Annotated in this window: 8 protein-coding genes; 3 read left to right on the plus strand and 5 right to left on the minus strand. The window is 61.5% G+C overall.

Annotated features, from left to right (window positions below; genetic code table 11):
• Positions 1–405: 405 nt before the first annotated feature.
• Positions 406–846, minus strand: coding sequence for a DUF3828 domain-containing protein (locus GQ59_RS13065; RefSeq protein ID WP_037081868.1), 441 nt, complete (start codon positions 844–846; stop codon positions 406–408).
• A 376-nt stretch (positions 847–1,222) separates the two neighbouring features.
• On the opposite strand from GQ59_RS13065, the gene GQ59_RS31075 reads away from it, so the two are divergent.
• Positions 1,223–2,728 carry an anti-phage dCTP deaminase gene (locus tag GQ59_RS31075; RefSeq protein WP_037082396.1) on the plus strand — a complete coding sequence of 502 codons (1,506 nt, stop codon included), beginning with the start codon at positions 1,223–1,225 and terminating at the stop codon, positions 2,726–2,728.
• Between the two features lie 349 nt (positions 2,729–3,077).
• Here the strand turns inward: GQ59_RS31075 and uvrB are convergent, their stop codons facing one another.
• On the minus strand, positions 3,078–6,137 hold the full coding sequence (uvrB, locus tag GQ59_RS13075) for an excinuclease ABC subunit UvrB (RefSeq protein WP_037081869.1): 3,060 nt from the start codon (positions 6,135–6,137) through the stop codon (positions 3,078–3,080).
• A 102-nt stretch (positions 6,138–6,239) separates the two neighbouring features.
• On the minus strand, positions 6,240–8,234 hold the full coding sequence (locus GQ59_RS13080; protein WP_051903932.1) for a putative bifunctional diguanylate cyclase/phosphodiesterase: 1,995 nt from the start codon (positions 8,232–8,234) through the stop codon (positions 6,240–6,242).
• A 335-nt stretch (positions 8,235–8,569) separates the two neighbouring features.
• Here GQ59_RS13080 and GQ59_RS13085 point away from each other — a divergent pair, with 335 nt between their 5' ends.
• Together GQ59_RS13085 and GQ59_RS13090 are read left to right on the plus strand one after the other, a co-directional pair.
• Entirely contained in the window at positions 8,570–10,042 is a 1,473-nt protein-coding gene (locus tag GQ59_RS13085) for a DUF1800 domain-containing protein (RefSeq protein WP_037081870.1), read from the plus strand.
• Between the two features lie 3 nt (positions 10,043–10,045).
• Positions 10,046–11,224 (plus strand): DUF1501 domain-containing protein, encoded by a 1,179-nt coding sequence (locus tag GQ59_RS13090; RefSeq protein WP_037081871.1) that lies wholly within the window; start codon positions 10,046–10,048, stop codon positions 11,222–11,224.
• A gap of 15 nt (positions 11,225–11,239) precedes the next feature.
• Here the strand turns inward: GQ59_RS13090 and GQ59_RS13095 are convergent, their stop codons facing one another.
• Together GQ59_RS13095 and GQ59_RS13100 are read right to left on the minus strand one after the other, a co-directional pair.
• The gene (locus GQ59_RS13095) at positions 11,240–11,827 is read right to left on the minus strand and encodes a membrane protein (protein ID WP_037081873.1); all 588 of its coding nucleotides are present in this window, start codon (positions 11,825–11,827) and stop codon (positions 11,240–11,242) included.
• Between the two features lie 13 nt (positions 11,828–11,840).
• Positions 11,841–12,230: an acyl-CoA thioesterase gene (locus tag GQ59_RS13100; protein WP_037082398.1), complete on the minus strand. Its 390-nt coding sequence runs from the start codon at positions 12,228–12,230 to the stop codon at positions 11,841–11,843.
• Positions 12,231–12,414 lie beyond the last annotated feature (184 nt).

A 12,414-nucleotide genomic window follows, 5' to 3' on the forward strand; every position in this document is an offset into this window, starting at 1 on the left:
AACGGGGAGATTGTAGGCACGGGTTTGGAGGGCGGGGATGAGAGGGGAGCTAAGTGTTTGATGCGGCTGACGGGGAGGTGTCGAATATGCCCGGATAGGCCGGCGCTTGGGGCATGGATCCTCGGGTCAAGCCCGAGGATGACGACCTTGGATGTCAGATGACGACCTTGGATGTTGTACCCTCTCCTCCGTCATCCGCCGCCTCTCCGTCATCCTCGGGCTTGACCCGAGGATCCAGTCGCCGTGCGTCTGCGCGGCGACACCCCTTTTATCAGGCGTCGTGTCCGGGAGAGTCTCCGCGCCGCCGACGCGGCGCCGCTGGATCCTCGGGTCACCCTCGGGTTTAACCCGAGGGCGAGGATGACGGAGGAGAGAGCGGGGCGCCCCCCGCGTAAAAACCCGCCCCTACTGCCCCAGCAGGTCCCGAAGGCTCCAGGGCTCGTCGCCGGACTGGTCGGCGATGTCGTCCACCTTCCAGCCGCCATTCTCGCGCACCAGCGTGTAGAAGAGCGTCGCCGAGCGCTTGCCGTTGCGGAAGGACACTTCCAGTTCCGCCGTGTCGCCGAAAACGATCGGCGGGGAAAGCTGGATATTGCTGGCGACGCCATCCTGTCCGGCAAGGATCGGATCGAAATCCACCGCCTCGCCATTCGCCGTCAGGCTCTCGTTGAGCGCGTCGGAAAAATAGGCGGAATAGGGCGAGGGCGCTTCGTCCTGGGCCGGGTCGATCGTGTCGGCATAGAGCGATTTGATCAGCGCCTGCGGCGACTTGTAGACCCGCGCCTCGGCGCCGGCCGCGGCCAGCAGGGAAAACAGCAGTCCGAAGACGATGGCCGGCATGCGCATGGGTGAGTCGTCTCCGTTTGGATGTGAGGAGATGTTTAGGCGAGGGAGGGGTGGAAGGATAGTGGGGTGGAGATTTGGGAGATAGCTAAAGCCAACCACAGCTCTCCCTGTCGCTAAATAAGGATCATCTGCCACTAACCCTGAATGAGGATTCGTTTTTCAGCCGGCGTGGGTCCGCCTTCCCAGTGTATTCTCGTCAGCAAGAGGGTTCTAATTTCTCCAACTTGCCGACAAAACGTTTCTGTCGGCTTGGATGAAACACATTTGGGTTTGGATAATGACCCTAGCGGCGTCCTTGATGCAGTTCAGGTTAAAGATTGCGTAAATATCATGTTCGCGTCAAACTAGTGAAAATCGATTCCAGGTAGGTTGAAACATGGCGATTGCAACTCGCAAAAGTAAATCCGTAGAAAATGTCGCTGATGTTCCAATTGATATCCCGAACGACGAATTCGTAAGCCTCGAAAAGCGCCGAACGCAAGAACTTGTATTCGCAATGGTCGCTCCCATCGGATCCGGGGCATCGACCGTAGCTGATATAATTAAATCCCGGATAGAAGAAAATTTTGGATATGAAACTAATGTCATCAAGATTAGCTCGTTAATAAACGATCGCGCCGAGAGCTTTGGTGAGGAAAAAGTCGAAGATAACGACCCTGAACGCGTCGAGCGCCTTCAAAGCCTTGGAAACAAGCTTAGGGGCCGCCATTCAAACGATGTGCTTGCGATTTTGAGTATCGACAAAATAAATAGTTCGAGGAAGGACACGGCGAACGGTGAAGATAGGCGATTTTGTACGATAATTGACTCGCTAAAAAATCCAGAGGAAGTGGCCGTTCTGCGTAAGGTTTATGGAGATTTGTTTTGGCTAGTTGGCGTATTTTCGCCCGAGGAGAAGCGAATTTCGCGCCTAGAGAGCAATATTTCAAACTCTACATATCTGACAAAAATAAAGGACGCCGACTACGACGAAGGGCTGGACTTCGGGCAGTCTGTTCGGAAGACGATGAACTACGCTGATGTATTTTTTCGAAATGATGGTGATAATACAGATGGAATAGGAAGATCGGTAGACCGTCTATTAAATCTAGTATTTGGAATTAGTGTTCAGACGCCTACTCGTGATGAGTATGCAATGCAGGCAGCTTCTGGGGTTTCTCTGAATTCAGCATGCCTTTCGAGACAAGTTGGTGCGGTTATTGTTTCGAAAGCGGGAGAGATAATTGGGCAAGGCGCAAACGATGTTCCGAAATACGGCGGGGGAACTTATAACGTAGACGATGGATCAGGAGATAACCGCTGCTATAAATGGAAAGCCTGCCAGTGTTGGAATGACCATCATAAGGAGCGATTGCTGGATCAGATTGGGGCAAAGGTCGGTAATGTAATTAGCCGCGAGGATTTGCGGACTGGACTTCGAAAGACCGATGTAAAGAACCTGATTGAATTTTCGCGTGCCGTACATGCGGAAATGGAGGCGATTATTTCAGTCGCTCGCCAAGGAAAAAACGGAATTGTCGGCGCGAAATTATTTACCACAACCTTTCCCTGTCACAGTTGCGCTCGCCATATTGTAGCGAGCGGAATCGAGACGGTTGTCTATATCGAACCGTATCCGAAAAGTTTGGCATTGACCCTTCACTCTGATGCTATAACTACCAACCCAAGCGAAGCTGGAAAGGTTGCCTTCCTTCAATATGAGGGTGTATCGCCTTCTAGTTTTTCTCGCGTATTTGGAGCCAAGCTTGAGCGTAAAGAATCGGGTAAGGTAAAAAATGGTACACCAAAACAAGCGAAACCTTTGGCATCACCGCCACTCGATTCGCTAGTAAGTCGTGAGCAGCTTGTGTTGGCTCCGGTCTTGGAGAAGGAGGGGATGTAGTGGCTAAAACCGAAAAACAGCTAAATTTCCTGTTGCCGATCAATAATGCTCGTATTCAAAGGGCAGAATTGAAAGTATCGAAAGGAGCGGCTGTACCTTACTCCGCGAATTCCGAAAAGCGCTACGTTCAGATTAAAGAGTCTCTTAAAAGTAAGGGATTGATAAAGTCGCGATAAGCGTCTTCAAATTTGCTTAAATCTTATCGGCGGTGGGACCGTCGCTACTGTTGCATGTAGTAGTCAATAACGTCGTTTCCGAACAGGTGCAGCATATCGACGAGCGGTTAGACCGAGGGCGCCTCTCCCGCGATATCCTGCACTCATAGAGGCAGGAGCGCCGCCACCTGCGCCTACCGCCCCGGCCGCCCGGTTTTCCCCTTCGTCCGGCTTTTCCGTTTCTGCTCCCCGCCATCCTCATAACTCCCCGCGCCAATCTTGCCGCGCACGAGAGGGCGGGGGTCGTCGGTGGATCCTCGGGTCGGGTCCGCGGATGACGACGGAGAGGTTGAGGATGATGGCGCCGGCTTCGGTGGAATCTTGCCGATGACCGGCTTTTCGGTGCGGCCGACGGTCATTTCGTCGAGGTCGTTCTTGCGGAACAGCGATGGCTTGACGGGGTCTATGTCGCGGCCCATGTCGGAAAGGTCCGGCTTACGGAAGAGCGGCGTCGCGGTGTCGGTGCCCGGGCCCATGTCGTCGAGGCCGGGTTTGGCGAAGAGGGAGGTCGAGGGTGTGGCTTCCCCCTCATCCGCCCTGCGGGCACCTTCTCCCCGCTGGGTAGAAGGAGACTCGCGGCGGGCTTTGGCTCCGCCTTTGCCGTTTCCACCCTTGCCGCCACCGCCTTCGATGGCGCGGGCCTCGTCGCGGGCGATCGGGTCGTCCATGACGGCGAGTTCGGCGGCCTTGAGGCGCTTGATTTCGTCGCGCAGGCGGGCGGCCTTTTCGAAGTCGAGGTCGGCGGCGGCGTCGCGCATCGATTTTTCGAGCGCGTTGAGATGGGCCTGCAGATTGTTGCCGACCAGGTGGCCGCCATCCGCAAAACCCTTGCCGGAGACGCCGGAAATGTCGGCGCGGACGTGGTCGCGCTCGTAGACCGAGTCGAGGATGTCGGAGATCCTGGCCTTCACCGATTCCGGCGTGATGCCGTTGGCGGTGTTGTATTCCATCTGCTTTTCGCGGCGGCGGGCGGTTTCGTCCATGGCGCGCTGCATCGAGCCGGTGATCTTGTCGGCATAGAGGATGACCTTGCCGTCGACGTTTCTCGCCGCACGCCCGATGGTCTGGATCAGCGACGTCTCCGAGCGCAAAAAGCCTTCCTTGTCGGCGTCGAGGATGGCGACGAAGGCGCATTCGGGAATGTCGAGGCCTTCGCGCAGAAGGTTGATGCCGACCAGCACGTCGAAGGCGCCCAGCCTGAGGTCGCGGATGATCTCGATGCGCTCCAGCGTGTCGATGTCCGAGTGCATGTAGCGCACGCGCACGCCCTGTTCGTGCAGGTATTCGGTGAGGTCCTCGGCCATGCGCTTGGTGAGCACGGTGCAGAGCGTGCGGTACCCCTTGGCGGCGGTCTCGCGGATTTCGCCGAGCACGTCGTCGACCTGGGAGCGGGCGGAACGGACTTCCACCGGCGGGTCGATCAGGCCGGTCGGGCGGATCACCTGTTCGGCGAAGACGCCGCCGGACTGTTCCATCTCCCAGTTGCCGGGGGTGGCCGAGACGGCGACGGTGAGGGGGCGCATCGCATCCCATTCCTCGAAGCGCAGCGGCCGGTTGTCCATGCAGGAGGGCAGGCGGAAACCGTATTCGGCGAGCGTCGCTTTTCGTCGGAAGTCGCCCCGGTACATGCCGCCGATCTGGCTGACCGAGACATGGCTTTCGTCGATGAAGAGGAGCGCGTTGTCGGGGATGTATTCGAACAGGGTCGGCGGCGGCTCGCCGGGATTGCGGCCGGTCAGGTAACGCGAATAGTTCTCGATGCCGGCGCAGGAGCCGGTCGCCTCCAGCATCTCGATATCGTAGCGGGTGCGCTGCTCCAGCCGCTGGGCTTCGAGCAGGCGGCCGCCCTTTTCGAGCTCGGCGAGCCGCAGCTTCAGCTCTTCCTTGATCGCCTTGATGGCGCCGTTCAGCGTCGGGCGCGGGGTGACGTAATGCGAGTTGGCGTAGATTTTTACCGATTTCAGGTCGCCGACCTTGTGGCCGGTCAGCGGATCGAATTCGGTGATCGCATCGATCTCGTCGCCGAACATCGAGATGCGCCAGGCGGCATCCTCAAGGTGGGCCGGGAAGATCTCGATCGTGTCGCCGCGGACGCGAAACGAGCCGCGCACGAAATTCAGGTCCTGGCGCTTGTATTGCTGGGCCACCAAGTCTGCCAACAATTGACGTTGATCCAATCGGTCGCCGACCGACATCTGGAAGGTCATCGCCGTATAGGTCTCGACCGAGCCGATACCGTAGATGCAGGAGACCGAGGCGACGATGATGCAGTCGTCGCGCTCCAAGAGCGAGCGGGTGGCGGAGTGGCGCATCCGGTCGATCTGCTCGTTGATCGAGGATTCCTTCTCGATGAACGTGTCGGAGCGCGGCACATAGGCTTCCGGCTGGTAATAGTCGTAATAGGAGACGAAATATTCGACCGCGTTGTCCGGGAAGAAGTTCTTGAACTCGGAATAGAGCTGCGCCGCCAGCGTCTTGTTGGGGGCGAGGATCACGGCCGGGCGCTGCGTCGCCTCGATCACCTTGGCCATGGTGAAGGTTTTGCCGGAGCCGGTAACGCCGAGCAGGACCTGGGAACGCTCGCCGGAATTGATGCCCTCGACGAGGTCGCGGATGGCGGTCGGCTGGTCGCCGGCGGGCTCGTAGTCGGACGCCATGCGGATGGTCACGCCGCCCTCGGACTTTTCCGGCCGGGCCGGGCGGTGCGGCGTCCACAGCTTGCCGTCCTTGAACAGCGGATTGCCGCTCTCGATCAGCGCCGACAGGGCTTCGACCGTTGCGGTGACCGCGCCGGCGGCGAGGTTCTCGGCATCCTCCAGCGACGTATCCATGCCGGCGACCGGGTTGAGGCCGGCGCGGGCGCGCGTCTTGGGATCCGACGAGGCGCCGATCGACACCCCGCGGGCGGTCTTCGAGGCAGTGGTGTTCTTGGCCGTGGTCGGGGCCGTCTTGGCGGCCTTGATGGCTTCCTCGCGCGCGGCGATCTCTATTCTCTTGCGGTGCTTGCCGGCCTTCGAAGCGATCTCGCGCTGCGTCTCGACGCCGGAGGCCTCCGCCTCGGCTTCCAGCTGCTTCACCCAGTCGGAGACGCTGCCTTGCAGAGGCGCGCCCTCGAACGACGATTGCGGGGCTTCCTCGAAACCGTTGTGATTGTCCGGGTTCGAGGCGGGCGATTTTTTCGGTGATCTGGCCATGCCGCGAATATGGAGAGACTCATCGCGAAAGTGAAGAGGGGCAGGTCACAAAACGAGTACAAAAGGGAAACGGATTTTGGGGGCACGGAGGAGGTGGAAGGTTTACGCCACCTGGCGCTGGGTGGCGGCGCGGCGGCATTCGATCCAGCCGGGGATGCGTTCGGCCGGCATCGGGCGGCCGAAGAAATAGCCCTGGGCGAATTCGCAGCCGAGCGCTTCGAGCGCCTTGGCCTCTTCCTCGCTCTCGACGCCTTCGACCACCACTTCCATCGACAGCGCCCGGCCGAGCCCGACGATGGCGCCGACGATTTCCTGGTTCTGGCGGCTGAGATGCACGCCCGTGATGAAGCGCCGGTCGAGCTTCAGCCGGTCGACCTTGAGCGCCACGAGATAGGCGAGCGAGGAATGTCCGGCGCCGAAATCGTCGACGGCGAGCTTGTAGCCGGACCGTTCGATGCGCTTCAGCTGCTCGCCGGCGACCAGCGTATCGAGGATCGCCTCCTCGGTGATCTCGATCTCGAACAGCGCCGGATCGATGCGATGGGCGGTGGTGATGCGGTCGAGCACGTCGGTGACCGAATAGAGGTCGAACTCGCGCGGCGAGACGTTGATCGCGACGGTCGCCCGCGGCAGGCCGAGCGCGGGCAGGCGGCTCAGCAGGCCGCACGCGGCCTCGGCAATGGTCGCGGTCAGCCGGTCGGCGAGATTGGCCGCCTGGGCGGCGGCGACGATTTCCGGCGGCGCGATCGGCCCGAGATAGGGATGGTGCCAGCGCACCAGCGCCTCGAAGCCGGTGATCTCCTGGGAGGCGAGGTCGACCTGCGGCTGGAACCAGGCTTCGACGTCACCGGCATCCAGCGCGTCGGCAAGTTCGTGCTCGATCTGGTTCTGGCGGTCGGCCTTTGAGCGGAAGGCGGGCTCGAATTCGCGCCACTGGCGCCGGCCGCCGTCCTTGGCCCGATAGAGCGCCATGTCGGCGCTGATGAACAGGTCTTCGGCCGTATCCGCATGCTGCGGAAAAAACGCAAGTCCGATCGAGGTGCCGACCACGGTCGGCTGGCCCTCGAGCATGACCGACTGCCGGCTGCGATCGAGGATGCGTGCCGCCAGCTCGCGAGCGAGGTGCCCCGCATCGGCGCCGCCGAGAATGATCGCGAACTCGTCGCCGCCGAGCCGGGCGATGGTGCCCCTGCCGTCGACCGCCAAGCGCAACCGGTCGCTGACCTCGACGAGAAGGGCGTCGCCGGCGCTGTGACCGAGCGTATCGTTGACCGTCTTGAAACGGTCGAGATCGAGGATGAGGAGGGCCAGTTGCTCCTCCGCGGCGCGGGCGGCGGAAATCCCCGCATCGAGGGCGGTATTGAAGGCGGCCCGGTTTGCGAGCCCGGTCAGCGGATCGCAATTGGCCAGCACTTCCAGCCGGTAGTTGGCGCGCAGGATATCCGAATTGGCGCAGGAGAGGGAATCGGCAAGCGCCGTCGCCTTCAGTTTGCCGAGCACGTTGCCGACGAAGGTCGCCTCGCTGGTGCGGCTGCTGCGGATCAGCACCAGCGTCAGCGCCACGACGTCGATGGTGAGCAGCCAGCCGCCGGCGCCGCCGCTGACGGCAAGCGACACCATCACCGAGATGTTGGGCGGTATCGCGAAGGCGAGGGAAACCGGGTTGTGTCCGACGCCCATGAGGACCGCGCCGGTCGCCATGCCGCACATGATCAGATAGAGGCCGCTATCTCCGCCCAGCGCATGGAAATCGGGCACGGTCAGCGGAAGAGCCGCCCAGGCGAGGCCGCTGACGAGCGCTCCGAAGGTCAGCACATTCAGTGCCTGTTGCGGAGCGTGTTCGACGGTTTCCCAACGCGTCAGGATCGAGGCCAGGACGACGCGCAGGACCAGGCTTGCGATCACCGCCGTGAACCAGAGGCCGGCCGAAACGGTCAGGCCACGGTCGATCGTGGTGACGAAAAGCGCCGAAGCGGATATCGCGGCATTGGTGGCGAGCGTCGAGGTCAGGCGTTCGAGCATGGTCGAAGCCTGTGCTCGCTTCACGTCCAGTGCGAGGGCCGGGTCGATTTGAGCTGTTCTGAGTTCGGCTTCCATCGATCTGCTTGGGCTGGAGTTCCTGATCAACGCCGACACTATCGAACGGCGGCGATAAGAAAGTCTTGCTTTCGGGAGATCTTCGTGAGGCCGACCGTTTTATCCTAAATGAATAGGTAATCGTCCGCTGTCTGCGCCTCGATATTGAGCGAATGCCTTCGAGTTGTTCCAAGGCCGGGGTCAGATCCTGCAGGAAATCCGATTTTTCGCGCGTCGCTGGAACTTCCCGGGCCGTCATGAATTACAAATTGTCCATGTCACGAAATGGCCGCAATTCCTGTTGGTTTCCACCACATTTTTCGGGACTCTAAGGGGGTCCAACGAGGAGTGATTCAATGGCTCTTCCCACCCCGACCCTGGCCGCCATCCGGTACGGTTATGGTCTTCGTCCCGGCGAAGAGCCGCCCCGTGATGTCGAGGCGCTGCTGGGACAGATCGAGGAAGGGGCTTCCGAAAAGCCCCGTTTTCCGCGCGAGGGTATAGCCGGCCGGCTAGACACGGCAACCCGCGTCGTTTCGCTCCTCGCCGCCGAGGCGAAAGCCCGCAAGGCCGGCAATCCGAACGAAGACGTCCGCAAGGCGACCCAGAGCGAGGCGCGGCGCATCTACCGGCAGGATGCAATGGCGCGGCTTGCCCAAGCGATCCATTCGCCGCTTGGCTTCTATGAGCGCCTTGCGAGTTTCTGGGTCGACCATTTCTCGACCAGCGTGATGAAGTCGCTGCCGATGCGGATGATCGTGCCGCTCTACGAAGCGCAGGCGATCCGCCCCAATCTCGGCGGTTCCTTCACCAAGCTGCTGTCCGCCGCCATCCTGCATCCCGCCATGCTGATCTATCTCGACCAGGACCAGAGCGTCGGGCCCGACTCCGTTGCCGCCCGCAAGAACGGCCGCGGGCTCAATGAAAACCTCGGTCGCGAGCTGCTCGAACTCCACACCCTGGGCGCCGGCAGCGGCTATACCCAGCAGGACGTGCGTGCCGCGGCGCTGATCCTGACGGGACTTTCCGTCGACAATCGCGCCATGCAGGTCGTCTATCAGCCGCGGTTCGCCGAGGCGGGACCTGTCAATCTGCTCGGGCGGACCTATCGGGACGACGAGGGCGACGGTCAGGATCATGTGCTGATGCTCGAAGATCTGGCCGCCAACCCGAAGACCGCGCAGCATATCTGCGGCAAGCTCGTCCGCCATTTCATCGCCGACGACGCGCCCGAGGAGATGGTCGCGGCGATGGTCGCCGCCTGGACGAAGAGCCGCGGCGATCTTACCGAGGTTTATCGTGCCATGCTCGCACATCCGCGTGCCTGGTCGGATCCCGGCCGGAAGATCAAGCAGCCGTTCGAATTCGTGGTCTCCGGTTTCCGCGCGCTCGATCTGCCGGAGAGGAATTTCGGCAATCTGCTGCGCGACATGGACGACGGCGACGAAGACGAGAGCCCGGTCCAGAAGGCCATGGACCTGACCGGCATGGCGGCGAGGGAAGACACCAAGAAGAAGGCGGGGCGGGCCAATGCTCTGACGCTCGGCGCCCTGCAGCGCATGGGCCAGCCGATCTGGCAGCCGCCGAGCCCCGCGGGTTTCGCGGACGAAACGAGCGTATGGCTGACCCCGAGCCAGCTGAGCGAGCGGATTTCGTGGTCGCGAATGGTCGCACGCATCTTCGGGCAGAAGATGGAGCCTTCCGTCTTCCTTCAGGCAGCACTTGCCGATGCTGCCCATCCGGAGACCAGCAGGATTATCGCCCAGGCGCCCAACAAGGTTCACGGCATCACGATGGTGCTGGCGTCCCCTGAATTCAACAGGAGATAGGAAATGAGCTTTCAACACGGCTTTCCTTTGTCTCGCCGCGGGTTTCTGGCCGGCGCCTGCTGCGCGGCGGGGGCCTCCATCCTGACGCCGGTCAGTTTTGCCGCGATGCCTGGCGACAACCGGTTCGTGACGATCATCCTGCGCGGCGCCATGGACGGGCTCGATTTCGTCCAGCCCTACGGCGATCCGGCCTATGCGGCGCTGAGGCCGAAGCTGGGCTTGAGGCCCGATACCGGCCTCATCGATCTCGACGGTTTCTTCGGGCTCAATCCGGCCGCCTCCGCGCTGATGCCGTTGTGGCAGGCGGGCGAGCTCTCGTTCGTGCACGCGGTCTCGACGCCCTATCGGGACCAGCGCAGCCATTTCGATGGCCAGGACATGCTGGAGACCGGCGGCAACGGCAAGGGCGAACGCACCGGCTGGCTCAACCGCACGCTCGCGGTCATCCCGCGCTCGAACGCCCGCAAGGCGATCGACATCAACACCTCGATGGAACTGATCCTCAGTGGTCCCAACGAGGCGGATTCCTGGTCGTCCCAGAGCAATTTCGCGCTGGCCGAAGACGAGATCGCCTTTCTCGACCGCCTCTATGCCGGCGACCCGGCTTTCGCGAAGGCCATGGAGGAGGCGAAGAAGACCGATATATCGGCGGACTCCCTTTACGCCGACGGCAAGCGTGGCGCGGGCATTGCCGACATGGCGCGGCTTGCCGGCGGCATGCTGCGCGAGGACTACCGGATCGCCAGCTTCTCGATCAACGGCTGGGACACCCATGTGGGCCAGCAGGGGCAGTTCAGGAAAGCCGTCGGCGATCTTTCGACCGCGATCCTCACGCTGAAGGCGGCACTCGGCGAAGACGCCTGGAAAAAGACCGCCGTTCTGGCGATGACCGAATTCGGCCGCACGGCGCGCGAGAACGGCACCAACGGCACCGACCACGGAACCGGCGGACTTGCGGTGCTCGCCGGCGGAGCGATCCCTGGCGGCAAGGTCCTGGGCAAATGGCCGGGCCTTTCCGAAGACAAGCTGCTCGACCGCCGCGACCTGATGCCGACAGGCGACGTGCGCGAAGTGGCCGCCGCCATGCTCTACCGTCAGTTCGGCATCGAGCCCGACACTCTTACCGCAAAGGTCTTTCCCGGCCTGAGTTTCGATACGTCCTCGGCCTATCTGAGGGGATGATCGGGCGGGGTTGCGCTATGTCAGGATGTCGTAGACGCGAAAGATCCAATAAAGCTGGTAGGCCAGCGCGAAGATGACGAAACCGGCGTGATAGCGCCGGTTGGTGGTCGTCGCGGCGATCAGGCTCAGGACGACATAGATCGCGGTGCGCACCGGATATTCCCAGCCGAGCGAGGCAAAGTATTCCTCGCCCTTCAGCGCCGTATCGACGATGTCGGTGACGAGCAGGCCGGCGAGGAAACCGAAGAACCATTTCCGGCGCGACAGGAAATAATGTTCGTAGCTGTCGTAATCCTGCATCGAGGTCGGAAAGAGCAGGGCGCAGAGGAAGAAGAACAGCGCGCAGAAGGCGATCAGGAAGAGATAGGCCGCAAAACCGATGACCGGCAGGGCGTGCAGCCGGTATTCCCACCACCAGAAATGCACCAGAAACAGGAACAGGAACGCCACCCAGCCGAGATGGACGGGGTAGATGCGGGCGGCGCGCGGATGCTGGACGATGCCGGCGAGGCCGTTCAGCAGCCGCGCCAGGCTGAGGCTCACCACCATGCCCATGACCACGCGGATATGCGTGAAGGTTTCGGCGGCGGTCGCGGCGTCCATCGCTGTTCCTCGCTTATGCCTCGGCCGGCACCGGCACCGGGCGGCCCTCCTCGTCGAGGGCCACCATGATGAAGGTGCCCGCGGTGACTTTCTCGATCATCCGGTGGCGCGCGCGTTGCGCCCAGGCTTCCACCATGAGCGTGATCGACGAGCGGCCGACGCGGGTGATTTCCGTGTAGATGTTCAGCGTGTCGCCGATCTTGACCGGCAGTTCGAACGCCATTTCCTTGACCGCTGCGGTGACCACGCGGCCACGGGCGCGCTCGGCGGCGCGGATGCCGCTCGCCAAGTCCATTTGCGCCATCACCCAGCCGCCGAAAATATCGCCGGCGGCGTTGGCATCTGCCGGCATTGCCAGGGTGCGGAGCGTCAGTTCACCGGTCGGTTTGGCATTTTCGGTCATCGTCATCTCTCTTTCGAAGCGGTTTCCAGGGCGACTCCTCCCGCCGCGAGACTAACCGGACGCGAGGAGGAAGGAAACTCCAAGAAAAAATGCTTCTACATCAATAATTTAGACCGCACTAACTCGCGTTCGCCGCGATTTGTGACAGCTTCACCACCTGGTAACCAACGCCCATTAGAATTTA

Origin of the sequence: Neorhizobium vignae (assembly GCF_000732195.1) — a bacterium.
In the GTDB taxonomy this organism is placed as follows: Bacteria; Pseudomonadota; Alphaproteobacteria; order Rhizobiales; family Rhizobiaceae; genus Neorhizobium; species Neorhizobium vignae.

Excerpts from the sequence above, each read along its gene's own strand:
- GQ59_RS13065 (WP_037081868.1), bottom strand. The coding sequence starts at position 846 with ATGCGCATGCCGGCCATCGTCTTCGGACTGCTGTTTTCCCTGCTGGCC.
- GQ59_RS31075 (WP_037082396.1), top strand. The coding sequence starts at position 1,223 with ATGGCGATTGCAACTCGCAAAAGTAAATCCGTAGAAAATGTCGCTGAT.
- uvrB (WP_037081869.1), bottom strand. The coding sequence starts at position 6,137 with ATGGCCAGATCACCGAAAAAATCGCCCGCCTCGAACCCGGACAATCAC.
- GQ59_RS13080 (WP_051903932.1), bottom strand. The coding sequence starts at position 8,234 with ATGGAAGCCGAACTCAGAACAGCTCAAATCGACCCGGCCCTCGCACTG.
- GQ59_RS13085 (WP_037081870.1), top strand. The coding sequence starts at position 8,570 with ATGGCTCTTCCCACCCCGACCCTGGCCGCCATCCGGTACGGTTATGGT.
- GQ59_RS13090 (WP_037081871.1), top strand. The coding sequence starts at position 10,046 with ATGAGCTTTCAACACGGCTTTCCTTTGTCTCGCCGCGGGTTTCTGGCC.
- GQ59_RS13095 (WP_037081873.1), bottom strand. The coding sequence starts at position 11,827 with ATGGACGCCGCGACCGCCGCCGAAACCTTCACGCATATCCGCGTGGTC.
- GQ59_RS13100 (WP_037082398.1), bottom strand. The coding sequence starts at position 12,230 with ATGACCGAAAATGCCAAACCGACCGGTGAACTGACGCTCCGCACCCTG.